Genomic DNA, 23,448 nt, shown 5'->3' with positions numbered 1-23,448 from the left:
GCGCCACCACGCGCAGGCTGCCTAACCTCTCAACCAAGGTGGACCAGAGCCTCCGTTCCTGAGCACCGCAAACCGTCTCAAATCATCTGACGACGGACAGTGGGTGGGCGTCCCGAGACCGACGCATCCAACAAGTACAAGCGCTTCTCTGGCGAGGTCGCCGTCACGAGGCGCCATGGCGACATTCGGGTTCAAGTCGCTGATGACGGCCATGCGACCTGGCAAGGTTCGCGGCCAGCTTGACCGGAGGCGGCTCGGCCTCCCCCCGATGCGACAGCCTCAGTCACCGATGCTCGTCCTGCGCCGGCCCCTACGTTCCGGTTGTTTCCCCGGCAGCCTGCTTGGATGATTTCCGACGGGGCTTCGCCTCCGGCTCCTTTGCATGCGTGGCAGCCGGGGCGGGCAGCAGGCGATCTACGGTCTCGAACAAGCGTCGGGCGTACCGTTCGGCCTGCTTCCTGAGCTCCCGCGGCCCGTTGGCCAGCACGTAGATGCCTGCCACCGCGCAGAGCGCGACGATCGGCCAAGCGAAATGGCCCAGCCAGATTGCGATCGCCCCGGAGATGATGCCGACGAGGCTGATCGCGAGGCCGAACGGGCGCATCCCGAGTAGGTTCCGGCGGAAGCCGTAGCTGACGTTCTCGTCGAACAGCAGGGGAAAGTTCTTCGGCCCCCAGGTCCGGGCGCGCAGCACGCGCACCATGCTCTCGTAGCACTGGTCCGCCCCAGCGGGGTCGCGCTCCTCTTCCTCGGCGCTCGGAACGTGCAGGCTGGGATCGAGCCTCGCGATCTTCGTGTGTAGGATCGCGGTCTGGCGGCGGTCGAGCTCCGAATGCCGGTACCGCAGGTATTGCATGGAGGGCGCACCGCCCCACTCGCGCCAGAGCCGCTCCTCAAGCCGGGTGCCGAAGGTGCGCGCGGGGAACGACAGCAGGGTCGCCAAGACGGTCGCGCCGGCACCGGTGGAGATGGTCTTCAGCGCGATGCCCACCCAGTCGTCCTTGGCGAAGGCCTCGGCCGGCAGCCAGGGATAGGCCGCCAGCACCAGGGGGAAGGCGACCACGAGCATCGGCAGCACGCGGGCGTTCAGGGTGTAGCGATCGAGGTGGAACATCACGCGGCCTCTCGCGAAGGGGCGCTGACGGACGGGCCCGCGGTCGCCTCGACCCCGAGGAATCGATAGCCCCCGGGCGTGTGGATCAGCATCAGCAGCGGGAAGGCCTGCTCAACGGCGAGCCTCAGCGCGGTGGCCATGTCCTTGTGGGAGGGGCCGCTGGTGACGAGGTGGTTGTGCCAGGTGCCGAGGGGATAGAGGCTGCCGCCGCTGCGCTCGACCAAATCCTGGAGGCGCTCGGGTAGGCCTTCGACGCCGAGCACGAACTCCTCGGGGGAAAATCGGCTGTCGGGAGGCGCCGGAAGGGTGTCTACGACATGGAAGCTATCGGTGACGTCGGAGTAGCGGCCGAGGATGATGCCGCCCGTCTCGCTGCCGGGATGGGCGGCCACCTCCCGCGCGATCTCGGCGTCGACCCGGGGACTTACCCGGATGCCCGGCTCGCCGGCCGACGCCTCCCGCACGACGGTCCAGGGCTCGATTGCCGCATGGGTCCAGCTCTGGCCGAGGCCGTCCTCGGCCCCAAGGCCGATCAGGAGCTCGCCTCCCGCCGTCGGCAGCCCGCCAGCGTGAAGCTTGCCGAGCACCGTGGCCATCGGGGCGGTCATCGCGGAGAGGTGGGCGTCCGTCATCGGGAAGGTCAGCGAGGAGCATCCCTGACCGATGGCGATCTGCCGTGCCGCAGCATCGGGGCCGAAGACGATCGTCGACGTGGCGATATCCGCCGAGAGCGCGCGATACGCCTCGGCGGCGATGTCGCCGAGCGACGGGTTCGCGGCCGGCCCCTCGACGGCCATGTAGGCGATGCGGCCGGCGCCGAGTAGGCAGGTCTCGACCACCCTCGGGCGTGTCGCCATCACGTGTTGCAGGCAGAGCGCCTCGCGCACCGCGAGCGAGCCCGTCGCGTTGACCACGAAGGCGGCGTCCGACCGGAAGGCGTCGGCTGCCGTCGCGGGGTCCGCCAGCCGCGCGACGATGTCCGTCGTAACGGTGCCAATCGCCTCGTTGAACTCGACGAGGCTCTTGCCGAGCAGGGGAGCCTTGTCGGCGCTCTGGAGCTGCTCGGCCCTGCTCGTCGGGAAGAGGGCGTGCCGGGCGTAGTTGTGCGGCCTCATCCCGTCGCGGTCGATCAGGACGGACGGGCCCCGCCCTGAGCGGGCCATGTGCGTCGCGATCTTCGAACCGACGCTGCCGCAGCCGAGGAGCGTCCATCTCGCAGGGCCGGCGCCCGCCTCCTCGCCCGAGGCGAGCCGCATAAGGTCGGCCGATACCTGCTCAAGCGGCGCGACGAGGCGCACCGGCTTCCCGCTCGCCGGGCCGAGGTCGTCCTTGCCCCGCACCTCGATCAGGTAGGGGCAGATCTCGATCGGCGAGTTCGCGCCGGCCACGTCGAAGGGGCGGCGCGCGAGCAGGATGACGAGAACCGGATGCGGGACGTCGCTGCTCTTGTCGCGGAGCCGCGACTGCAGCAGGCCGAGCTTGGCCCGCAGCTGCTCCCCGCAGCCGAGCACGTTCGCCCTGGCGTGGAGCGAGGCGACGTCGACCACCGATTCCGGCAGGTAGTCGCTCGCCACGAAGGGCCCGCCGGACGGCGCGCGGCCGGACCACGCGATCAGGGCGAGGGCGTCGCCGCAGCGCTCAGTCTCCGAGTTCGCCTCGGAGCGCCACCGGCAATCTCCATCGGTGAGGCCGTGGCGATGCGTCGAGACGATGAGGCGGTAGCTCTCGGGCCGATCCGCAGCGCTGACGGCGGCGTACACGGCGATGTAGCCGTCGCATCCGGCGTCTCGGCCCGGGAGTGCGCGGACCCAGGCGGTGTCGAGGATGGCGAGGTCGTCGATCTCGTCCCGGCGGGTGACCTCCCATCCCCGGCTCGCATCGTTGAGCCTCACGAGGGCCGCGCGCTCGATCCAGTCCGCGACCTGCTCGACGAGGCCGACGATGCCCCGGGAGCGCAGCAGTTCCCGGACGGAGCCGAGCAGCAGGCAGGGCTCGGGCGGATGCGCCGGGCCCCTCGGCTGGAGATGGGGGTGGCTGCGGTCGAAATCCTCGCGCAGGTGAACGTAGGGCTCCTGCAGCGGGTAGGTCGCTGAGAACACGAAGGTGACGGGCTCCTCGGCGCGCACGCCGTTGTCGGCCCATCCGCGGACCCGCCACCGCGCGGGAAGGTTCGCGTCGATCAGCACGGTCGCGGTGGTGAGCCCGGTCTCGGCCGAGTGCGCGCTCTCGACCGCGCGGACGGACGGATGCAGGGCGATGAGGCGGAGGGCGCGCGCCACCGCCCGCGGCGGCGCGTCGGGTCCCTGCGGCAGCGCCGCCGTGTCAGCCATGGGGGAGCGGGGTGGCGCCGATGCCGGTCGATGCTGCCACCGTCGCCGAGACCGTCGGTCGCTTCGGCTTGTGCCCGGCATGGGTCACCTCGATCTCGTAGGGGTCGCTGCCCGGGCGGTCGGCGATGCAGGTGAAGGTGCCTTTCTGGGGCTCGACGATGTCCTCGTACTCGCGCTTGGCGCGAATGCAGGGGGGATCGTCGTGGTCGTCCTTCACCTTCTTGCTGCTGGCGATCACCTCGGCGCCGGAGCGGGCTTGGCCGAGCGCGGACCGCGCGGCTTCGCTGACCTCGGCGTCCTCGCCGTAGTCCGACCAGCTGTCCCAGGAGAGGCTCCGCCAGCTGCAGTGATGGGGAGCGACGAGCACGTCGTATTCGAGGACGTGCTTGCGCTCCTTGTTGCGGTCCCAGACCTGCTCCCAAATCCCGACCTCGGCATCACCGCCGAACAAGTAACGCGAGGCGTCGGCGTAGCCGTCGGCCTGGATGGCCAGCCCGAGGATCACGCTGGAGTTGTTCTTCGACAGGATCTCGTCTTCCTCGTTGTCCGAGGCGGGCATGGGGGCGATCAACCGGGCCTTGAATTGGCTCGTCGCGCTGCAGATCGACGAGAATTCCTCGTCGATCTTGACGAGGATCGGCCCGAGGTCGTCGGTCTTGCCGTCGACGTCCTCGCCCATGATGCGGATGCGCTCGCCGTCCGAGCCGATCCCCAACGCGCGGAAGCGCTTGACGCGCCGCCGCGCCTCGCAGGCCCAGGCATCCGCGTCCTCGCACAGCTTGTGGTCGCGGCTCGCGCGCCTGAACACGATTGGGCTCGACCACATCTCGCGGATGACGATCTTGTCGGATGTCTTGAACCAGGTCTCGGGCGGGCCGAGATGGAAGTGCTCGCGCAGGCCGCGGCAGTGGTCCTGGTCGGGGTGGGTGAGCAGGAATGCGTCGAGGTAGAGCCGCCCAGAGGCGTCCCGCTTCAGGCGCTTGCGGAGCTGCGCAATGACGTCTGGGATGTCGGCGCCCGGCTGGCGTGCGTTGACATCGACCAGGATCGTCCGGCCGTCCTCCAACTCGATCAGGGCCATGTCGCCGTTGCCGACGCGGAAATGAACCGTGGACGCCGTCATGTCGGTGCTCCGCCTCGGCCGACTGTGGTCGGATCAACGAACCATTGTGTATGCCTACTCCGAACGTGGGCTACGGCGGGTCGCGATTCAAGCCCCTCGTGTTATCCTACAGCGAACACGGGATGGGCCGGGGATCGGCGGGAGTGGTGAGCGACGTGGCAACCTTCGGCGAGAAGATCCGGGAGCTGCGTAAGAAGGCCGGCCTGACGCTCGACCAGCTCGCCGAGCGGACCGGGTCGAGCAAGTCGTACGTGTGGGAGCTTGAGAACAAGAACCCGCCACGTCCGTCCGCGGAGAAGATCGACCGCATCGCGAAGGCTCTCGGCGTCACGGCCGACTACCTCATGGACAGCGAGGCCGATCTGGCGACTGCCGAGGACGAGGCGTTCTTCCGCAAGTACAAGGGGCTCGACCCGTCCGTGAAGGAGCAGATCCGGCGCATCACGGAGACCTTCAAGCGCTGACCGCGGGCCTTCAGCCCCGACGGTTCCGACCTTGACCGCGTTGTGGAAGCGGCGGCTTCCTGCGAGTTTGGGTCAGGACCGATTCGAGGTTGCGGGCATGGCTTCTTCCGCGGGGTTGGCGCCGACGCGGTGGGCCAACGACCTGACGCAGCTGCTGGACCTGGCGAAGGCGGAAGACCGGTATCCGGTCGACATCGAGCAGCTGATCCTTGAGATCTCGCGCGCGCGGTGGCCGGACGACCCGGTGCTCGGCGTCGAGACCCAGCCCCTGAAGGGCTTCGAGGGCGCGCTCGTTCCGATGCGCGGCGATCCCCGGGGCTGGCTGGTGATCTGCAACGCCTCGGCGAACGAGGGACGCCGACGGTTCACGGTGGCGCACGAGGCCGGTCACTACCTCATGCATCGCCACCTGCTACCGGCCGACGGCATCTACTGCAAGGTTGGGGACCTCTCCCAGCGCGACATCAGGGTGATCGAGAAGGAGGCTGATACCTTCGCGGCCTCGCTCCTGATGCCGCTCCACGACATGCGGCGGCAGCTGGATCCGAAAGCGAAGCCCACGCTGGAGGATCTCGGCGCGCTGGCCGGCCGTTACGGGGTCTCGTTGACGGCGCTCATGTTGCGCTGGCTCGAATACACGGAGCGTCGGGCCGTCATCGTCGTCTCGAAGGACAGCTATGTCCTGTGGTCGTGGTCGAGCACGGCGGCGCATCGAACCGGCCGCTTCTTCAGGACATCGGGTCCGCCTCAGCCGATCCACGAGGCCTCAGGCGCCGCGCAGCCCGCGCTCGCCGATCGATGCAGGGCCGGCATCCGTCATCCGCCCGGCGTCTGGTTCGACGAGGAGGTCGAGGAGTACACGGTGCATGCCACGGCGCACGAAAGGGTGATTACCATCCTGCAGTTGGACGACGCGGTTCCGAGGTTGCGCCCGCGCGAGGAATCGGAGCCCGACGTGGTGGACCGTTTCGAGGCCCTTGGACGGCTTCGATAGCCGAGCCCCCTCGCTGATCCAGAGGTCGCTGTAGTCGAGGTCGAGCTCGATAGCCGGGTATCCAGCTAGGAAGCGTGCCATGAGCGAGGTCAGCACGGCGCCGCTGAGTGGCTGTTGTTAAGTCCTCTCGCGAGGAGCCTGCCCTCGTCTGGGTCGCCCAAATCCGAGCGGTCTAGAGAAGGGCGGGGGCGGAGGGGCTGGCTCGACTCCGGTAAGAGTCAAATTCTCTGTCTATCCGTCCCTGTCGTAGAGTTCGTTGTGGCCAAATCTGCACCACAGTTCGCTCTGGCCGCCGACGAGCATGGCCGTGCAGAGGAAGCTGGCCAAATGCCAGCAACTTGTACGCTGGGCAACCAGTCGGGATCATCGTGCGCCGGCCTTAGATGTCGCTATTTACTCGTCGGCCGTTACTCATCGACCGCAGCGACGGCGGAGCACCACTGCATATGAACTGGGATCGGCATCTCGTACTCCGGCACGCGGATGGCAGAGGGCCCCGTGCCAAATACCCGTTCCCCGCACTGCACAATCAATCCGGAGGCGATCAGGTTTTGGCGAACCTTTGAGTGCATTGTTGGCGTGGTCCTCCCACAGCCGATGCTGTCGAGGGCACGGCGCTCGGCCGGCGTCCGGCCTGGATGAGGTGGGCGCGATGACGGGCGGGGCATGAACACTCCTCGGGCGGGTAAATGAGGACCAAATCTGCAAGTAAAAATAGTTGGCTTGGTCGTCTCGGTGAGGGTATGGATCAACTCCGCTATGACTGCTGGTATTGAACGGTTTTACTGGAAACTATTATTTGCTCACGCTCACAACCTCCGAGCGCCGCCATGTCGTTAGCGGGTTGAACAGGCTGTTAGTGGTACTCAGCCCGAAACAGGTGAGGGTTGGCGCGGATGTAAGCTCGCCCCGCCGGCGTAATAGCTTGGCGCATATTCCGAATGGCCTCAGGCCCACCGTCTCTCTCTTGCCACTTCCGCATCTTCTTGGAAGAGGCAGAATCCCCGAGGCTGATATCTAAGTATCGAGCCTCTCTGTAGGATCCGACAAGGAAGGCTCCCACCCGCAGCGGCCGGTTGAGGCGGCGGGGACGCGGTTGAACAGGGTTGCCCACTTGTTCGACGACAGCTAAGTTGAAACCGGCTCCTTCCAGTACGTCTTGGCCTGTAATGACGTACAGCGAATGACCGCCAACAGCGCCATCGTTAGGGATCAGAGCAAGAAATGCGTCATGGTGCCGAACCTGATCGAGCATATGCTTTGACTGCCGTACCTGGTCCATAAGTGACATGGCGACTTCTTGTTCACGGGCATGCTCGATCATGTTGGCGACGAACTTCTCGTACACATCGTAGGTATTCATGGTTTTAACCTTATGTTTCGACTGAATTTATGTTGTTCTTTTAGTCTGATAATACTATATATTGTCCTACCGCAGTCATGACTCTAACCTCCAGCGCAGATATTTGATTGAGCTGAGCGACGCCGCTCAACTGGCTTCAGCTTCCGCTTTGCCGATTGTTATTGCTGCTACCGTTGGACGCCGATCGAGCGTCCTTGTCCGGGGACCGGGGCACAGCCGGCACGGGGAACTCCCGACGACGTAACATTGGGCGATGGCCGGTTAGCCTCGCCATCGCGCAGGAGCTGCCTGAGCGCCGCTAGCGCCAGCCGGAATGCCTCCCTACTTACAGTCATCTACGCCTCATTCTTTCCTCGATAAGCCATTGCTATGTAGCGTACTGCAGCTCATCGCCGTCCATATCGGTACTACGATTCGGATCAAAGGGGGAGATTGTTTGAGACGGAAATGAGCGACAGGGTTAGCGAATGGAGTCCCAATATGGACTTCGCACCCCGCACGGCGCGAGCCGCCGTGCCGGCCGGGTCCACGGTCAGCCTCGTGGACGTGCGGTCGTGCGGGGGTGGGCCGGTGCGGATCCGGCGCTAGTCGACCATACCCTTGCGCCCTTGGGCCGAGCGCATGGCGTAGGTCGGCGTGGCGGAGCCGAGGCGGAAATCGTTCCAGAGCGTGCCACTGGCGAAGCGGGTGTCGGCAATCGTGACCGTGTCGTCCATGAGGAGGTGAATGTCGTGGCGTGCAGCAACCTCGCGGCCGCGGGCCACCATCCGGTCGGCGAGCGTGAAGCGGTCCTCGCCGCGGTCCCACCAGAAGTTGTGATTGCCGGGCACGTAGACGATCTGCGCGTCCGGCAGGCGCTCAGCCAGCCAGCCGAGGGCCTGCGGGCTACGGCGCCGGGCACGGCCGCCGGCCAGTGTAGAGCCTGAACGTCACGCCCCCGTGCCGAAGCGTGCTGTCGCGGCGCACGACGAGGTCGGTGTTGAGCGCCACCACGGATCCCCCGTTCGCGAAGCAGACCTCGGCTCGGACGCGCGCGCGCGCGAAGCGTGCGCCCTCGCAGTCGAGCAGGTCGATTCCGAGGCCGCCGTCGGCGTCGACGGAGATCGGCGGGACGTCCTCGCCAACTGGGCAGTAGAGCCCCAGCGCGGGGAGCCGGGGGCCTGCATGGGCATGGCTGGAGAGCGCGGCCAGGGCCGCGGCGAGGTACGCAACACGCATGGGGGCTCACTCGAAGGTCAGGGTTCGGCTTAGCCAGAAGGTCTCCATGGCCCGGCGGGCCTCGGCGAGGGTCACCCGTTTCTGCCGGGCGTAGAACACGGCGAACCCGATCTCCGCGTCCCTGGCGGTCCGATCAATGAAGTCGGCCGCCTCGTGCCAGCGCGGGTCCGTGTTGATCGGGCCCTCGGGGCGAAGGGACCGCCGCGGCGCCCGGTAGCCCGCGTCGAACGCGGCGAGCTCCAGGTCCCGGGCGTGCGCAGGGAGGAGGTGGCGGCCCTGGCGGTGAAGTTCGTCGCTCGTCAGCACCAGCCGGAGCCAGCCGGACAGCGTCCGCGCCCAGCCGATACCGCCGGGGCCGGTGAGCATCGCGACGACCGGCGAGCAGGTCCTGGCCTGCCCGTTGAGGAACCCGACGAGCGCCATCGTGCCCGAGGCCGGGTGCACGCCGTAGGCCCAGCGGTTGAGCATCGGGGCGTCGCCCCAGACGTGGCCCGAGGGCTCCCATCCGCCGGCCAAGCGGTCCCGGTCCTCGAACGCGGCCTCGATGTCAGCGCGGGTCATGACTCAGGGCTCCGGAAGGTCGTCGTCGGCGCCGGGGATCCCGGGGCCGCCAGTCGGCGGGACGGAGGGCGAGCCATCGAGGAGGGAGCGCCCCCGGCCGCGGCGGCCGGCGATGACTCGATCGAGGCGGGGCTTGCCGAGGATGTAGAGGCGGTTGCTGGTAAGGGCCCAACTCTCGCCGCGATGGAGCAGCGGGCTCGTGCAGATCCAGCGATCGCCCAGGCGCGGGTGCCCGTAGACGTTGCCCGTCAGGCAGGGCTTGCCGTCCTGCGGGTGCGTGCGCTCGTCCCACTCGTCGAGGAACGGGGCTTCGGCGAGGGCGGCCTCGCCGGGGACCCACCCTGCGCGAATCTGCGCAAGGGTCGCGCGCGCGGCTGCCCGGAGGCGTTCGATTTCGGCGAGCTCGCCGGGCGTGAGCGTGCGTACCCTCATCACGTGTCTGTCCCTCCGATGAGCACGTTCGCATCTGGGCTAGCAAGGCACCACGCGCTGCCGTCTTCCTCGAACCAGGCGACCTCCGCCGCGAGGAGGACCTGGCCGTCGGCGAGTCTGAAGCCGGGCTCGGCGAGCCTGTACCGGAAGCGGACCGCCTCGGGCGGGCGCGCCGCGTCGGTCGGGATGCCCCGGGCCCAGGCGTGGACGTCCCGGGTCCCGAGACGGAGGCACCGGATCCGGGACGCGTTCGAGGACCGGAGGACGACGTCGCGCAGCGCGATCGCCGGGACGTGGCCGACGACTCGGCCGGCGACCCGAACAGACCAGGCGCGCCTGGTCAGGTTGCGATGCACGTCAACGCTTACGGGCGTGGGCATCGCACGCAGTCCTGACCCAGCCCCCGGGGCGGACGGACCCCGGCGCGCCGCAGGTCTCGCAGACCGCCCCGGAGATCCACTCCGCCGCCTGGATGATCCTGCCGGCTTGAAGGCGGTCCTCGTCTTCGAGACAACTGCAATACCACCTGAGCGTGCCGAACTTTTCTTTGATCTGCACGCTCTTGAAGCCTGTCGGAACGCCGGTCTCCTCGATCCAGCCCGCGGCGGCCGAGAGCAGCCAGTGCCAGCCGGCGGCCGTCTCGGTGAAATCACCGATGACGACGGGGTGGCTCACCGCGAGATCCATCTGGTGCGCCTCGGGGACCTCTCGCGGCACGGGGCTGTCCTTCCACCGGCGGGCGACCATCCTGCTCACGAGCTCGGCGATCACGGCGCGGTCCGGCAGGCGCTTCGTGTCGCCGCGGCGGCGGCGCAGCGGCGGGACCTCGAACCGCACGCGAGGCCCCTCGGGAGTGGGGTCGACGCTGGTTACCCGGATGCCGACTATCGCGCCCTCGTCCAGGGCGCCGGCGAGGTAGGCCATCGCTTCGGCGGGGATCACGCGGGGCATGACGGGGCATTCCACGAGCGGGGGCGGGGGTCGGGCAGGCGGGGGACGGCGCGCAGGAATCCGGCCGCGCTCCGGGCCTCGTTCAGGGACCGGACGGGGTCGCGGTCGCCGTCCTCGACGAGGCGGATGAGGCAGCCCACGTAGCCGTAGACGCCCCGTCCCAGGTTCTCGTCGACGCGTCGGCGGTCGAGGTCCTCCTCGACCGCGTCGCGCAGGAGCCGCAGCTCCGAGATGACGGCGCTCACTGCCGGAGCCCCGCTTCGCGAGCGTCGAGAACCGTCTCGACGAGGCGCCGGAGGGCGCGCAGGCTGCCCCCCTTCGCCCAATTGGCCTCCAGCGCGGACCATTCCACGCCGTCGAACGGGGGCGCCCAGAGCTCGTCGAGCCCCCGGTCGGTGCGGACGTCCTGCAGGATGGAAGTCGCCAGGGTGCGGAGGTGCTCCGGGCCCGGCTCCTCCAGGCGCAGCACGAGGCACCGGTCGAGCAGCGGCTTCGGGATCGTGTCGAGCGTATTGGCTGTGATGATCCACTGCACCCGCGAGCCGTCTACATCGGCCTGCAGGTATACGTCCCTGTATCGGGCGCTAGTCTCGGGGCTGAGCAGGTTCATCAGCGCGTCGGCCGCGTTGCCGTTATGCCGGGATGCCCCGATCTTGTCGCCCTCGTCGACGACGATCAGCGGATTGGCGATCTTCGTGCGCAGGAGTTCCCGCACGAGAATGCCGAAATTCGCCGAGGACCAGCCGCGCGGCGTGCCGGTGATCGGCAGCGCGTCCGTCAGGCCCGCCATGGACAGCACCCCCGGCTGAAGGCCCATGACCTCGCCGTAACGGCGGGCGAACCGGGTCTTGCCGCCGCCAGGCGGTCCCCAGATGAGGACCGGCGGATTGCCCACGCTGTCCCGTGAGGCTTGGGGCCGGAGCAGCCGGTCGACGATGCGCTCGGCATGAGGGAACTCGCCAAGCAGCTCGGCCCGTGCCGCGCCTAGGTCAGCCGGGGGTGCGACGAGAGGCAGCCGCTTGCCGATGATCGGCTCGGCTTCCTTCACCGGGTCGGTGTCGAGCTTGCCGCTCTTCTTGACGTGGCTGACGTCACCGATGACGACCATGCCCGGCGCGAGCGGCAGGTCTGCGCCGGTGTAGGTCTGGCCGTCTTCGTTGAACCAGAGGACCCCATCCTCGGGGCGCGTCTCCGTCACAGGGGGCGCCTGCCGCACGATGCCGGCCCGGTCCTCCGCGATTGCCGCCCGGTCCTCGGGGTCGTCCGGCGCCGACGCGCCCGCCTCCGGGGTGTCGATCGCGTCCTGAACGAGTGTGAGCAGGTACGTGAGCCGCCGCGCGTCGCCGTCCGCCTGCCAGATCTGCATGTGCCGCGATTCCTGCACGTAGCCCCGCACGTCGGCCGGGGCTACGTGCAGGTCCGCGCTGTGCAGATAATCGAGCATGCTGAGCATCAGGCCATGCGTGACGGGATTGGCGAAGCTCGTAGGCCGCCCCCGCCAGTGCCGGAACGCGAGGACCGCGCAGCGCATCGCCGCCCTCTGGCAGCCGAGGGCAGCGGCGTAGACGAGGCTGCGGTCGACGAGGTCCTCCACGACCGCGATCGTCTGCGCGAGCACCGGGGATCGCCCGGCGTCGGCCTCGTCGAGCACGGTCTGGGCGGCGTCTTCGAGCTGGCGGAGCCGGGCAAGCGACGGCTCGGCGCGCAGGCCCTTCATGATCGTCAGCAGGCGCTTCGGGACCTTATGCGGCCACGAGGGCTCCAGCATCGGCGACAGGTACATGCCGATGTCGCGGACGACGTCGCCACCCTCGAACTCGGCCCCGCTCAGGAGTTCGATCGTGTTGTGGGGCTTCTCGCCGGGCTTGGGCCACCTCGGCTTAGTGTACGAGCGCAGGTTCTTCATCACAGCGGCGAGGGCCGCGCGGCGGGCAGTCGTGGTCATTGGGGGACTCGCTGGAAACGGGGGCGCGCATGCCGCCGAGCCGGGGGGCTCAAGGCGGCGGGGGATCAGGCGCGTTTCGGTTTCGACAGCTCGCTCATGAGGCCAACATGGCCTGGGCGGACTCCGCCGGCAAGGGGGTCAGCCAGTATTGGTTGATGAATCCCTGGACGCTGACCCGGTGTTACTTCCGCAGGGCGATCCGATCGAAAGACCCTGCGAATGTAACATGCGCGGGGACTAGGTTCGTCTCGGTAGTCGGCTCGTGTTGCCCGGATGCCTCTGTGCGAATCCGGGCGAAGTGGGACCCTCAACACAGGAGGGTCGACCATGGAAATCGAGCAGGTTGCCGAGATGGCGCGCGCGGTTGCGGCGCTGCCCAAGGGGGAGCGGGACTTCTTCGACGGCATGGTCGCCGACGAGCGCGCAAGGGCCGCCGACGTGGCGCGGATCGCCAAGCTGCGGGCGATGTCGGACTTGGAAGTCATCTCGGCCGCGCTCGATGCAGGCGTAGCCCTGAGGCATCGCGCCCATCGGCCGGGCAACACCGAACTAGAAGTCAACACGCACAAGGCTGAGGCAGTGCTGCGGGACGCAGGGTTCGTCCGCACGGGCGGCATCACCCTGGAGCAGGCGTTTCGCGCTGGCTTTCGTAGCTCGGCCGAGGGCTGGAACTACGAGATCAAGGGCGAAGAGGCCTTCGCCCGGCAGGCTTTCAAGGACGAGATGGCGAGCGAGCTGGCGCGCCTGACGCCGGGAGATGGCGCATGACGATCGAGCCCACCGAATTCGACATGATCGCCCTGGCCCGCCGGGGCCTGCAGGCGCTCTACGACGAGGGCTGCGCCGGGATCGAGTTCGCCCAGGGCCACGCCAGGATCGACCCGGCGACGATGGACTACACGGCCGAGTCCAAGGAGGCCCAGGAGCAGGCCTATGAGGTCTGGTCGGCCGCCTACGACCGCTTCGCCCGCTTCAACGTCCTCCACCCGGAGCGCGTCGCGGCATGAGCCACCCAGCCCCCGACGCGCTGGCCCGGGCCCGCGAGGCCGTCGCCCGGTACCTGCCGGCCGACCCGGACGCGTCCCGGTTCGCCCGGGGGCTGCGGGCCTACGCGCGCTGCCAGGACGCCTGCCAGGAGCGGGCGGCCGGCGAGCCGGAGTGCCGGGATTCCTGCGCGAGGGCACAGGCGGCCATGAGGAGGAAGGGATGAACGAAGGGAAGATGTCCGTGGGGTTTCTCGGCGTGCTGGCGGCGGTGGCGTTCATCGCTGCCGCGGTCGCCATCACCACGCCGGGCGAAGGCTGTGAGAAGCACGGTGGCGTCCTCGTGTGGACCGACCCGAAGACGGGCTGCCGCTATACCGCTGGCGAGCAGGGCATGAGCCCGCTCTTCGGGCCCGACGGCAAGCCCGACTACGCGAGGCGCCAGTGACCCGCCCCGCCCCCTCGGCCGACCTACTCGCCCGGCTCGCCCGCCGCTTCCCGCAGTCCCCCGGGCACGCCGCCTGGCGCGCTCGGCAGGCGGGCCCTGATCGCGGCCTCGACGGCCGCGGCGGCGAGGTCGGCCTCGCCCCCGTGCGGGAGGACCTCGTGCGCGATGGCGCGCCCGGTCAGCGGGTCGACCACGATGACCGTGGACCGCTCGCTGCCGACGACCACGCGCACGGTGAGCTCGACCCGCACCCCGGCGCCGGGGCCGTCCTCGGCCGGGTTAGCGGGGGCACTTCTCGACGAAGCCGGCCGGCCGGCGCGGGGGCTCCATGCCCCGCAGGACGGCGAGCGCCTCGGGCCCGTAGCCGTCCCCGGCGGGGTCGTCGAGCACCGGAAGGGCGGCCGGCTGATCATGGTCGGGCATGCCCGGGATTCTCGCGCCGTCACGGCCGCAGGGCAAGCCCGGGGGAGCACGGGGGTGCCGGCCTGCTGGTCGGCCTGCGATTGAGGGAGGGGGAGCATGCGCATCGTCGGGTGGGCTGAATTCAGCAAGATGCCCAGGGGCACGGTGTTCCAGATGACGGACGATAGGCGTCCGGACTGGGGCGACCTGCGGGTGCTTGACGAGATCTGGACCTGGGAGGATGGCCGCGGCGACTTCGTTGACGCTTCGCTCCTGCCCACCATCTCGCTCGGTCTCAACATCACCGAGGCGAACCAGGCGGCGTTGTCCAAGGGCGACTGCGAAGGTGACCTGTTCACAATCCACCCGGATATCCTCAGCCGGGACGGGCTGTTCGAGTTCAAGCGCCAGTGGCTGATCTGGGAGCGCGAAGACCTGGAGCGTCTCGCTGGGTGGCTACTCGACCCCATGAAGGCGCTCCAAGCGATTGGCTACCGGATCGGTGAGATCGCGCTCCCGATGCCGGAAGGGGAGACTGCCTGAAATGCCGATTCTAGACAGAAAGGCTGCGGGCATGATCGCCGGCCTCGACGAGCACCTCGGCATGCGAGATCCCACCCCGGAGGAGCAGGCTGCCTTCGAGGCGAAGCTCTCCACCGACTAGGACGACGTCGAGGTCCTCTGGCAGGAGCTCCGCTCGGCCACGGACGTCATCGCCCGGCAGGGCGAGATCCTGACCGAGGTCGTCGACGCCCTGCGGGGACCGCCGCCAGAAGGGACGCAGTGGTCCCACCACAACGCGGGCGAGTTGGCGCAGGCGACCGCGATGCGGGCCCGGCCGGCCGTGGCGGTCGAGGCGATAATGCGGGCGGTGCACGGGACGCTCACCGCCGCGGGCACGAGCGGCGCCTACGTCGGGCTGCTGCAATCATGCCTGGTCACGGGCGAGGACGGCGAGCCGACCGGGGAAGCCCGGACGCTGGTCGACGGCTACTTCGACCTGCGGCGGGCGGCCGAGGACCTCCACCGCCAGCTCGGTCCCGACGCGGCCCGGTAGCCCTGTGCGAATGGCCGGGCGGTGACATATTCGCGTTAGACGCCTTCGGAGAGGCGCTCCTGCGGCCAGCGCCTTTCGCTGTAAGTCCGGTCATCCAGGGAAGCCGTGGAGGCACTCCTCGCCCTTAGCGAGGACTTGCCCGTGCGCGTTTGCCACAGCCCCGACACCTGTAAACACGTCCCCGCCCCCGCCCACGTCCGCGGCACCAACGAGCGCCGCGCCGAGGCCTCCCAGCTCACCGCCAAGGAGATCAAGGCGATCCTGCGCAGCCGCCGCAGGGTGAAGGAGCTGGCCCGGGCCTTCGGCATCAGCGCCGAGACGATGTCGCTCATCCGCTCCGGCCAGCTCTGAGGTGGGCGCGATGTCGACCCGCATCCTCCTCGGCGACTGCGGGGACACCCTGCGCTCGCTCCCCGCCGATTCGGTCCACTGCGTCGTCACCTCGCCCCCGTACTTCGGGCTGCGCGACTACGGCGTCGACGGGCAGATCGGCCTGGAGCCCACCCCCGCCGAGTTCGTCGCCGCCATGGTCGAGGTCTTCCGCGAGGTCCGGCGCGTCCTGCGCCCGGACGGGACCCTCTGGCTCAACCTCGGGGACAGCTACTGCTCGGACGACAAGTGGGGCGGTCGCTCCGGCGGCTACAACGGCCGCGGCGGCCTCGACCGCGTCCGGGTGACGATGCACCCCCGGCACCGACGCGCCCGGTCCGGCATGAAGCCGAAGGACCGGTTCATGATCTTGGCCAGGACGGCGATCGCGTTGCAGGACGACGGCTGGTGGATCCGCGACGAGATCGTCTGGCACAAGCCCTGCCCGATGCCGTCGAGCGTGAAGGACCGGACCACGCCGGGTCACGAGATGCTCTACATGCTGACGAAGAGCGCCCGGTACCGCTACGACCACGCCGCGATCCGCGAGGAGGCGGCATGGGGCTACAAGGTCTCCCCGAACCAGCTCCCAATGGAGGGGCGGAGCGTCGCCTCGACCGGCATGTGGCGGGGGGCCGGCACCGGCGAGGTCGACGTCGCCCGCGGCCGGGACGAGACCGGTTCGAGCTACGACAGGTCCTCGGGGCGGCAGAAGCGGTCGGTCTGGACCGTGACGCCGACTCCCTTCAAGGAGGCGCACTTCGCGACCTTCCCGCCGGCCCTCGTCGAGCCGTGCATCCTCGCTGGGTGCCCGGAGGGCGGCATGGTCCTGGATCCCTTCGGCGGGGCCGGGACGACGGCGCTCGTCGCGGAGCGCCTGCTGCGCAACGCCATCCTGTGCGAGCTGAACCCGGCCTACACCCGCATCGCGACCCAGCGCCTGGAAGCCGTCGGACGGCTGTTTGCGCAGGTCGCGGCCGAGTAGGCCAAGGATCGGCGGATCGAATCTGTGGAGGAGGCCGTCCGGCGGTGACAAATACGCCCCTGGGCGGCGGTTACAAACCGGTTCAAACCGGGGTGTAGATGGCCCGGCAATCCGTTTGTTTTCAACACCTTAACTAGGGGTGCGCATAGGTGGCGGAGACGGAGGGATTCGAACCCTCGATACCCTTTTTAGGGGTATGCTCATTTAGCAAACGAGTGCCTTCAGCCTCTCGGCCACGTCTCCGGCAACACCGGCTCTAAGAGTTCGCCTCGCGCCGGTCAACCCGGTCCCGCGTCGAAGCGGGGGCTGTGGCAGGGGTGTGACGGCGTTCGTAGTGCTTGGCCACGCGCAGGTGGCGCGAGATGGCGTAGTTCATCGCGGTGAGGAAGCCGTAGACGCCGCGCACGAAGTGGCGGCGGCCGAGATAGGCTTTCAGGAAGTTGCCCGGCAGCTCCACGAAGATGCGCCAGCTGGGGATGACGACGCCGCGCGCCTCGAGGTCGTCCGCCTGCTGGTCGGAATAGCGGTTCAGCTTGTCGAGCTGGTCGCCGAGCGAGCGCACCGAGAAATGGTGGATCACGGCGCGGAGCCGGCCGGGCACGATGCCCGGGCTCAGGTCCACGCGGTCGTGGACCGGGGACGGCGAGTAGCGGCCGGCATCGATCCGGTAGAGGCGCACGGGGGTGAGCGTGTAGGCCCAGCGGTGCGGGCGGCGCTCGCCGGGGAAGATCTCGGCGATGCCGGTGCGCCATGCGGGCAGGCGCGGCTCGCCTTGCGCGAACAGGGCGCGGATCTCGGCCGCGAGTTCGGGCGGGACCACCTCGTCGGCGTCGAGGTTGAAGAGCCAGGGATGGCGGCAAAGCTCCTCGGCGAAGCGCTTCTGCGGCCCGTAGCCCGGCCAGGGATTGTGGATCACCCGGGCGCCGAGGCTCTCGGCGAGCGCCTGCGTCCCGTCGGTGGAGCCGGAATCGACCACGACGAGGTCGTCGGTCAGGTCGCGCACCGCGCGGATGGTGGCGCCGATCCGGTCGGCCTCGTTCTTGGCGATGATGAAGACGGAGAGCGGCAGGACGGAGTTCGTGGCGGACATGGCCGGACCTTACGCCAAAGCCGCGGCGAGGCGCTTGCGCTGCACCTTGCCGTTGGCGGTGCGCGGCAGGGCCTCGAGGAAGCGGATCTCGCGCGGGCACTTGTAGGCGGCGAGCCGGTCGCGGCACCAGGCCAGCAGCGCCTCGGCATCCGCGGCCGCGCCGGGCTGCAGCACGACGAAGCCGCAGACCACGCGGACATCCGCCCGCACGGCGAGCTCCGCCACGCCGACCTCGGCGACGTCCGGATGCTCGGCGAGCACGCCCTCCACCTCGTTCGGCGAGACGCGATAGCCCATCGCGTTCATCAGGTCGTCGTTGCGGCCCTCGAACCAGAGGTAGCCGTCCGCATCGAGCCGGGCGAGATCGCCGCCCGCGAACCAGTCGCCCCGGAAGACCTGCGCCTCCTCGTCCGGCCTGTTCCAGTAGCCGAGCATCAGCCCGGGCTCGGAGCGGTGGACGGCGAGCAGGCCCGTCTCCCCCGCCGGCAGCGGCTCCGGCGCGCCCTCGGGCGCCAGGATCGCCACGCGCCGCCCTGGCTGCGGCTTGCCCGGCGAGCCGGGGCGCACGGGGATCGTCGGCCCGCTCGACACGTAGGTCGAGATCTCGCTCATGCCGAGCGCCTCGTAGAGTGGCTTGCCGGTCGCCGCGCGCCAGGCCTCCAGGATGTCGACGGGCAGCGCCTCACCCGCCGTGCAGCCGTGGCGCAGGCTGACGAGGTCGTGGGCGGGCAGGTCCCCGTATTTGAGGATCTGCCGGTAGAGGCTCGGCACCGCCGCGAAGATCGTGGCCCGCCGCTCGGCGATCAGGCGCGGCCAGACGGCGGGGTCGCGCGGACCGTTATAGAGCACCGCGGTCGCCCCCACCGCCCAGGGATCGGTGATGCCGACGCCCAGCGTGTAGGTCCAGTTCATGGTGCCGGCATGCAGCATCACGTCGATCTCGGAGAGGCCGAGCCAGTGCGCCAGCATCGGCCGGCGGCCATAGATGGTGCGGTGGGCGTGCAGCACGCCCTTCGGGCGGCTCGTCGTGCCCGAGGTGTAGACCAGGGTCGCCGGATCGTCGGCGGCCGTTTCGGCATAGTCCTCGACCGGCGGACCCGCCTTCATCGCGGCGATGTCGCCGGGCCCGAGCAGGATCCGGCCGGCCAGTGCATCCGGGTCGACCGTGCAGCCGCTCGCCACCGCGATCGCCGCAGCGCCGGAATTCTCCATCAGGAAGGCGGCCTCGGCCGGCGTGAGCTGCGGCGAGGACGGCAAGGCCACGAGGCCGGCGGCGAGTGCGCCGAAATAGGTGAGCACGTAATCCGCCTCGTTGCCCATGCGGATCATCACGCGGTCACCGCGCTTCAGGCCGAGGCCGAGCAGCCCCGCCGCGATGCCGCGTACGGCGCGGTCCGCCTCGCCGAAGGTGAGGCTCGCGACCGCCCCGCCCTCCCCCACCATCACCAGGGCGGTCTTGTCCGGGCGCACGGCCGCGTTCGCGCCGAGGCAGTAGCGGGCGGCGTTGAAGCGGGACGGCGGATGGCGGTCGTCGGACACGGGGCGCATTCCTGAGCAGGACCTGCCCGCGTGTCGGCCATCCCGGGGCGCCCCGTCAACGGTTGCGGCACGCGCTGCCGGAGTGACGGCCGGCCGGACCTCGGCGGAGCGGAGCGCGGATCGGCGGATCACCGCGCGCACAGGGCGCCGCTGCGATCCAGCACCGCGGCGCAATCATGATTCAAAACGTCATGAAATTTTCTGCCAATGCAATATACGCCATCGTTCCGAACCGCTTGGTCAACAATATCGTTCGGAGTAGTTCTAAATCATATTCGTTGACCCGTATTTTGTGCCCGGATAAGCAAATGTTTCCTCATTGTTTCGAGAAACGCAATGCGAGATTGCCGAGCAAATCTATACGCGTGGCATCATGCCGTATCCGGAATAGCGGTGCTGGTTTCGATCGGAGGCTTCGCCTCCGTTCCGGGCCAGGCGCGCGCCGAGACACGCGCGGCGGGGCAGGACGCCCTGCATGTGTCGATGGACGAGCTGACGGTTGCCGGCGACGGCGCGAGCGTCGTGGGCTACCAGCCCAGGCGCAGCAGCTTCGGGGCGGGCACCGATGCCGCGCTCCTCGACACGCCGGCCAACATCGCCGTGGTCCCGGCGAGCGTGCTGCGCGACCAGCGGGTCCTGTCGCTCGACGAGGCCTTGCGCAACGTCAGCAACGTCACCCAGACCAACAGCCTGGGCGGCACGCAGGAAGGCGTCGTCCGGCGCGGCTTCGGCAGCAGCCGCGACAGCTCGATCCTGCGGGACGGACGGCGCACGGTCCTCCAGCAGAACTTCAGCCACGCCATCGAGCGCGTGGAAGTGCTGAAGGGTCCCGCCTCGCTCCTCTACGGGATCTCCGAGCCCGGCGGCCTGATCAATCTCGTCTCCAAGCGGCCGGAATTCACGCCGCGCAACACCCTCGACGTCACCGCGACGAGCTTCGGCGGCAGCCTGATCCAGCCGGACCTCACCGGCCCGGTCGAGGGCACCAACCTCGCCTACCGGATCGTCGGCGACGTCCAGAACTCCGATTACTGGCGCAACTTCGGCACGATCGCGCGGCAGGTCGCGGCGCCCTCGCTCACCTGGCGGGGCGACGACACCACCGTGACGGTGGGCTACGAGTTCTCGCACTACGTCATCCCCTTCGACCGCGGGACGACGTTCGATCCGCGCACCGGCCGGCCCCTGCCGGTTCCCCGCGACCGGCGCTTCGGCGAGCGCTTCAGCAAGGTGGAGGCGGCGAGCCATCTCGGCAGCCTCGACGTGGACCATCGCTTCAATGAGGACTGGAAGCTGCATCTCGGCTTCAGTGCCAGCAACCTCACCTACGACGACAATCAGGTCCGCCCGATCTCCTACAACCCCGCCACCGGCATCCTGACGCGCCGGTCCGACGCGACCCGCGGCGGCGACTTCAACGCCCAGGTGGCCCGGCTCGACCTGGTCGGGCGCTTCGAGACCTTCGGCCTGCGCAACGACCTCCTGCTCGGGGCGATGCACGAGCGGGTGGACTACTATCGCAGAACCAGCGTCCGCGGTCCGAACGTGGGCGGCTTCAACGTGTTCGATCCGGTCTACGGCAGGCTCGGCCCGTCCGACCGGGTCTCCGTGCCGGCGAGCAACAACCGGGACCGGCTCGTCAACACGAGCCTCTACCTGCAGGACTCGCTGCACCTCACCGACCGGCTCATCCTGGTCGGCGGCGTCAGCGCCCAGATCTTCCATCAGATTGCCTATGCGGGCGTGCCCGCGGTGACCTCCACCGACCTCTCCGGTGTGCGGCCGCTGCCGCGGGCGGGCGTGGTCTACAAGCTGAGCCCGGATCTCTCGCTGTACGGCAGCTACACCCAATCATTCCGGCCGAACGTGACGGACCTCGACCGGAGCGGGTCCCTCGCCCCCGAGGAGGGCGAGGCCTTCGAGGTCGGCGTCAAGGCGGATCTCGGGCCCGGACTCACGCTGACCGGGGCGATGTTCGACACCGAGAAGTCCAACGTCTTGGTCACCCAGGTGGTGGGCGGCAACCGGATCGCGACCACCGCCGGCAAGGTCCGCTCACGCGGGTTCGAGCTGGATTTCGCGGGCCAGATCGCGCCGGACTGGTCGGTGATCGGCAGCTACGGCTTCACCGATGCCTTCGTCGCCGAGGATCCGCTGCTGGCCGGCAAGCAATTGCTCAACGTTCCGCGCACCACCGCCTCGCTCTTCCTGACGCACCAGTTCGGCGCCGTGGCGCCGCAGGCGGAGCTCGGCTCGTATCGTCTCGGGCCGGGCTTCCTCGAGGCCGGATTCGGTGGCCGCTATGTCGGCACGCGCCCGGGGGATGCCGCCAACACCTTCTTCATGCCGGACTACGTCGTCTGCGACGCCTTCCTGAGCTACCGCACCAGCGTCAACGACCTGCCGACGACGATCCAGCTCAACCTGAAGAACCTGTTCGACGAGACCTACTATCCGTCCTCCGCCGCCAGCAACGTGCTGGTCGCCGTCGGGGAGCCGTTCCAGGCCCTGGTCACGGCGCGGGTCGCGTGGTGAGCGGTTCCCCGACGCCGCTACCCTGAGGCCGTCGCGGCGGGTCCCGGAGGCTCCCCGGGGCCCGCCGCGGGAGCCTCACGTGCCCGGAATCTGCGCGATGCGGATGTTGTTGGTGGTCCCCATCACCGCGAACGGGATGCCGGCCGTGATCACGACGAGGTCGTTGGCCCGGGCGAAGCCCTCCTCGACGGCGTGCGCGGTCGCGTTCGAGACCATCTCCTCGTAGGTCGAGACCTCGTCGGCGCGCACGCTGTGGGTGCCCCAGAGCAGGCTCAGGCGGCGCGAGGTGCCGAGATCCGGCGTCAGCGCCAGGATCGGCACCGCCGGCCGCTTGCGGGCGACGCGCGCCGCCGTGGTGCCCGACAGCGTGTAGGTGACGATCGCCGAGGCGTGCACCGCCTGGGCCAGCTCCGCCGTGGCGGTGGCGACCGCGTGGGGCGGCGTCTCCTCCTCGCCGGGCTCGGAGGCCGCCACGATCGAGCGATAGAGCTTGTGCCCTTCGACGCTGCGGATGATGCGGTCCATCATCGCCACCGCCTCGACGGGGTAGCGGCCGGTGGCCGATTCCGCCGAGAGCATCACCGCGTCGGCCCCGTCATAGATCGCGGTGGCCACGTCCGAGGCCTCGGCCCGGGTGGGCGTCGGGGCCGAGACCATCGAATCGAGCATCTGGGTCGCCACCACCACGGGCTTCACGGCGAGGCGGCAGGCGCGGATCAGCTCCTTCTGGCGGGCCGGCACGTCCTCGTGCGGGATCTCCACGCCGAGATCGCCGCGGGCCACCATCACCGCGTCCGAGAGGCGGATGATGTCCTCGATCCGGTCGAGCGCCTGCGGCTTCTCGACCTTGGTCATGATGCCGGCCCGGTCCCCGATCAGGCCGCGTGCCTCGATCAGGTCGGCGGGCTTCTGCACGAAGGACAGCGCCACCCAGTCAACGCCGAGCTCCAGCCCGAAGGCGAGGTCGGCGCGATCCTTCTCGGTGAGCGGCGAGAGGTCGAGGAGCGTGCCCGGCAGGTTGACGCCCTTGCGGTTCGAGATGGCGCCGCCGATCACCACCTCGGCGTCGATCGCCTCGGCCTCGATGCCGGTGACGCGCACGCGCACGCGGCCGTCGTCGATCAGCAGTTCCTGGCCGGGCACCACGGCGGCGAAGATCTCGGGATGCGGCAGCGGGATCCCGCCCGCGTCGCCGTCCGCGCCGCGCAGCACGAAGCGCAGGCTCTCGCCCGGCGCCACGTCGAGCCGGCCGTCCCGGACGGTGCCGACGCGGATCTTCGGGCCCTGGAGATCCTGAAGGATGGCGATGGGCCGGCCGACCTCCGTCTCGAGGGCACGGATCGCGGCGTGGACCTTGGCGTGGTCGGCCTGGACGCCGTGGCTGAAATTGAGGCGGAAGGTATCGACCCCGGCCAGGAACAGAGCCTTCAGCATCTCCGGCGAGTTGGTCGCAGGGCCCACGGTGGCGACGATCTTGGCGTGGCGGTGACGGCGCATGGTGTCCTCGGCCCGGACGGGCCGCCTCTCGCAAGCGTGGACCTCAGG

At 69.2% G+C, this 23,448-nt stretch carries 28 protein-coding genes and 1 tRNA gene; 11 read left to right on the top strand and 18 right to left on the bottom strand.

What is annotated here, in order from left to right:
* Nucleotides 1-310: 310 nt before the first annotated feature.
* The 3 genes from MTDSW087_RS13650 to MTDSW087_RS13640 are packed head-to-tail and all read right to left on the bottom strand — an operon-like array spanning nt 311 to nt 4,567.
* Nucleotides 311-1,114: a hypothetical protein gene (locus MTDSW087_RS13650; RefSeq protein WP_144764709.1), complete on the bottom strand. Its 804-nt coding sequence runs from the start codon at nt 1,112-1,114 to the stop codon at nt 311-313.
* Nucleotides 1,114-3,444: an anti-phage 6A-MBL system cap2_3 protein gene (locus MTDSW087_RS13645; protein ID WP_186383837.1), complete on the bottom strand. Its 2,331-nt coding sequence runs from the start codon at nt 3,442-3,444 to the stop codon at nt 1,114-1,116. The genes MTDSW087_RS13650 and MTDSW087_RS13645 overlap by 1 nt, the downstream gene beginning before the upstream one ends.
* Entirely contained in the window at nt 3,437-4,567 is a 1,131-nt protein-coding gene (locus MTDSW087_RS13640) for an anti-phage 6A-MBL system MBL-fold protein (protein ID WP_144764705.1), read from the bottom strand. The genes MTDSW087_RS13645 and MTDSW087_RS13640 overlap by 8 nt, the downstream gene beginning before the upstream one ends.
* Nucleotides 4,568-4,722: 155 nt before the next feature.
* Between MTDSW087_RS13640 and MTDSW087_RS13635 the strand changes: the two genes are divergently transcribed.
* Together MTDSW087_RS13635 and MTDSW087_RS13630 are read left to right on the top strand one after the other, a co-directional pair.
* The gene (locus MTDSW087_RS13635) at nt 4,723-5,031 is read left to right on the top strand and encodes a helix-turn-helix domain-containing protein (RefSeq protein WP_238178606.1); all 309 of its coding nucleotides are present in this window, start codon (nt 4,723-4,725) and stop codon (nt 5,029-5,031) included.
* Between the two features lie 97 nt (nt 5,032-5,128).
* Nucleotides 5,129-6,025 carry an ImmA/IrrE family metallo-endopeptidase gene (locus MTDSW087_RS13630; protein ID WP_144764701.1) on the top strand — a complete coding sequence of 299 codons (897 nt, stop codon included), beginning with the start codon at nt 5,129-5,131 and terminating at the stop codon, nt 6,023-6,025.
* Nucleotides 6,026-6,881: 856 nt separating this feature from the next.
* Here the strand turns inward: MTDSW087_RS13630 and MTDSW087_RS13620 are convergent.
* From MTDSW087_RS13620 to MTDSW087_RS13580, 9 genes are all read right to left on the bottom strand, one after another.
* Nucleotides 6,882-7,388: a hypothetical protein gene (locus MTDSW087_RS13620; protein WP_144764697.1), complete on the bottom strand. Its 507-nt coding sequence runs from the start codon at nt 7,386-7,388 to the stop codon at nt 6,882-6,884.
* 584 nt (nt 7,389-7,972) lie between these two features.
* On the bottom strand, nt 7,973-8,218 hold the full coding sequence (locus MTDSW087_RS13615; RefSeq protein ID WP_144764695.1) for a hypothetical protein: 246 nt from the start codon (nt 8,216-8,218) through the stop codon (nt 7,973-7,975).
* A 55-nt stretch (nt 8,219-8,273) separates the two neighbouring features.
* On the bottom strand, nt 8,274-8,606 hold the full coding sequence (locus MTDSW087_RS13610) for a hypothetical protein (protein ID WP_144764693.1): 333 nt from the start codon (nt 8,604-8,606) through the stop codon (nt 8,274-8,276).
* Between the two features lie 6 nt (nt 8,607-8,612).
* Nucleotides 8,613-9,167: a hypothetical protein gene (locus MTDSW087_RS13605; RefSeq protein ID WP_144764690.1), complete on the bottom strand. Its 555-nt coding sequence runs from the start codon at nt 9,165-9,167 to the stop codon at nt 8,613-8,615.
* Between the two features lie 3 nt (nt 9,168-9,170).
* On the bottom strand, nt 9,171-9,599 hold the full coding sequence (locus MTDSW087_RS13600; protein ID WP_144764688.1) for a DUF6634 family protein: 429 nt from the start codon (nt 9,597-9,599) through the stop codon (nt 9,171-9,173).
* Nucleotides 9,599-9,979: a hypothetical protein gene (locus tag MTDSW087_RS13595; protein ID WP_144764686.1), complete on the bottom strand. Its 381-nt coding sequence runs from the start codon at nt 9,977-9,979 to the stop codon at nt 9,599-9,601. Before MTDSW087_RS13595 ends, MTDSW087_RS13600 begins: the two co-directional genes overlap by 1 nt.
* Nucleotides 9,957-10,550: a hypothetical protein gene (locus tag MTDSW087_RS13590; protein ID WP_238178605.1), complete on the bottom strand. Its 594-nt coding sequence runs from the start codon at nt 10,548-10,550 to the stop codon at nt 9,957-9,959. Before MTDSW087_RS13590 ends, MTDSW087_RS13595 begins: the two co-directional genes overlap by 23 nt.
* Nucleotides 10,538-10,795, bottom strand: coding sequence for a hypothetical protein (locus tag MTDSW087_RS13585; protein ID WP_144764682.1), 258 nt, complete (start codon nt 10,793-10,795; stop codon nt 10,538-10,540). The genes MTDSW087_RS13590 and MTDSW087_RS13585 overlap by 13 nt, the downstream gene beginning before the upstream one ends.
* Nucleotides 10,792-12,456, bottom strand: coding sequence for an AAA family ATPase (locus MTDSW087_RS13580; protein WP_238178604.1), 1,665 nt, complete (start codon nt 12,454-12,456; stop codon nt 10,792-10,794). The genes MTDSW087_RS13585 and MTDSW087_RS13580 overlap by 4 nt, the downstream gene beginning before the upstream one ends.
* 366 nt (nt 12,457-12,822) lie before the next feature.
* Here MTDSW087_RS13580 and MTDSW087_RS13575 point away from each other — a divergent pair, with 366 nt between their 5' ends.
* From MTDSW087_RS13575 to MTDSW087_RS13560, 4 genes are read left to right on the top strand one after another with little or no spacing between them, the layout of a single operon-like run.
* Nucleotides 12,823-13,263: a hypothetical protein gene (locus tag MTDSW087_RS13575; protein WP_144764678.1), complete on the top strand. Its 441-nt coding sequence runs from the start codon at nt 12,823-12,825 to the stop codon at nt 13,261-13,263.
* Complete coding sequence (locus MTDSW087_RS13570) at nt 13,260-13,502, top strand: hypothetical protein (RefSeq protein WP_144764676.1); 243 nt, start codon at nt 13,260-13,262, stop codon at nt 13,500-13,502. Before MTDSW087_RS13575 ends, MTDSW087_RS13570 begins: the two co-directional genes overlap by 4 nt.
* On the top strand, nt 13,499-13,705 hold the full coding sequence (locus MTDSW087_RS13565; RefSeq protein WP_144764674.1) for a hypothetical protein: 207 nt from the start codon (nt 13,499-13,501) through the stop codon (nt 13,703-13,705). Before MTDSW087_RS13570 ends, MTDSW087_RS13565 begins: the two co-directional genes overlap by 4 nt.
* A complete protein-coding gene (locus MTDSW087_RS13560; protein ID WP_144764672.1) occupies nt 13,702-13,926 on the top strand; it encodes a hypothetical protein in 225 nt (74 codons plus the stop codon). The genes MTDSW087_RS13565 and MTDSW087_RS13560 overlap by 4 nt, the downstream gene beginning before the upstream one ends.
* Nucleotides 13,927-13,949: 23 nt before the next feature.
* Here MTDSW087_RS13560 and MTDSW087_RS13555 read toward each other — a convergent pair whose 3' ends face one another.
* Both MTDSW087_RS13555 and MTDSW087_RS30135 read right to left on the bottom strand, forming a co-directional pair.
* Entirely contained in the window at nt 13,950-14,177 is a 228-nt protein-coding gene (locus MTDSW087_RS13555) for a hypothetical protein (RefSeq protein ID WP_144764671.1), read from the bottom strand.
* Nucleotides 14,178-14,205: 28 nt separating this feature from the next.
* A complete protein-coding gene (locus MTDSW087_RS30135; protein WP_186383836.1) occupies nt 14,206-14,349 on the bottom strand; it encodes a hypothetical protein in 144 nt (47 codons plus the stop codon).
* Nucleotides 14,350-14,445: 96 nt separating this feature from the next.
* On the opposite strand from MTDSW087_RS30135, the gene MTDSW087_RS13550 reads away from it, so the two are divergent.
* The 4 genes from MTDSW087_RS13550 (at nt 14,446) to MTDSW087_RS13535 (ending at nt 16,739) form a co-directional block, all read left to right on the top strand.
* Entirely contained in the window at nt 14,446-14,871 is a 426-nt protein-coding gene (locus MTDSW087_RS13550) for a hypothetical protein (RefSeq protein ID WP_144764669.1), read from the top strand.
* 265 nt (nt 14,872-15,136) lie between these two features.
* On the top strand, nt 15,137-15,385 hold the full coding sequence (locus tag MTDSW087_RS13545) for an RNA-binding protein (RefSeq protein ID WP_144764667.1): 249 nt from the start codon (nt 15,137-15,139) through the stop codon (nt 15,383-15,385).
* 141 nt (nt 15,386-15,526) lie between these two features.
* Nucleotides 15,527-15,736 (top strand): hypothetical protein, encoded by a 210-nt coding sequence (locus MTDSW087_RS13540; protein WP_144764665.1) that lies wholly within the window; start codon nt 15,527-15,529, stop codon nt 15,734-15,736.
* 10 nt (nt 15,737-15,746) lie between these two features.
* Entirely contained in the window at nt 15,747-16,739 is a 993-nt protein-coding gene (locus tag MTDSW087_RS13535; RefSeq protein WP_144764663.1) for a DNA-methyltransferase, read from the top strand.
* Nucleotides 16,740-16,889: 150 nt separating this feature from the next.
* On the opposite strand, the gene MTDSW087_RS13530 is transcribed toward MTDSW087_RS13535, so the two are convergent.
* The 3 genes from MTDSW087_RS13530 to MTDSW087_RS13520 all read right to left on the bottom strand — a co-directional run bounded on the left by MTDSW087_RS13530 (nt 16,890) and on the right by MTDSW087_RS13520 (nt 19,377).
* Nucleotides 16,890-16,982 (bottom strand) — tRNA-Ser (locus MTDSW087_RS13530).
* A 13-nt stretch (nt 16,983-16,995) separates the two neighbouring features.
* On the bottom strand, nt 16,996-17,829 hold the full coding sequence (locus tag MTDSW087_RS13525; RefSeq protein WP_144764661.1) for a glycosyltransferase family 2 protein: 834 nt from the start codon (nt 17,827-17,829) through the stop codon (nt 16,996-16,998).
* A gap of 9 nt (nt 17,830-17,838) precedes the next feature.
* Complete coding sequence (locus MTDSW087_RS13520; protein ID WP_144764659.1) at nt 17,839-19,377, bottom strand: acetate--CoA ligase; 1,539 nt, start codon at nt 19,375-19,377, stop codon at nt 17,839-17,841.
* A 384-nt stretch (nt 19,378-19,761) separates the two neighbouring features.
* Between MTDSW087_RS13520 and MTDSW087_RS13515 the strand changes: the two genes are divergently transcribed.
* Nucleotides 19,762-21,903 (top strand): TonB-dependent siderophore receptor, encoded by a 2,142-nt coding sequence (locus tag MTDSW087_RS13515; RefSeq protein WP_238178603.1) that lies wholly within the window; start codon nt 19,762-19,764, stop codon nt 21,901-21,903.
* 75 nt (nt 21,904-21,978) lie between these two features.
* Here the strand turns inward: MTDSW087_RS13515 and pyk are convergent, their stop codons facing one another.
* The gene (pyk, locus tag MTDSW087_RS13510; protein WP_144764655.1) at nt 21,979-23,400 is read right to left on the bottom strand and encodes a pyruvate kinase; all 1,422 of its coding nucleotides are present in this window, start codon (nt 23,398-23,400) and stop codon (nt 21,979-21,981) included.
* Nucleotides 23,401-23,448: the final 48 nt, after the last annotated feature.

It is taken from the genome of Methylobacterium dankookense, from assembly GCF_902141855.1.
GTDB lineage: Bacteria > Pseudomonadota > Alphaproteobacteria > Rhizobiales > Beijerinckiaceae > Methylobacterium > Methylobacterium dankookense.
The sequence above is the reverse complement of the archived record's forward strand: the minus strand, read 5'-3'. Positions and strand labels throughout refer to the sequence as shown.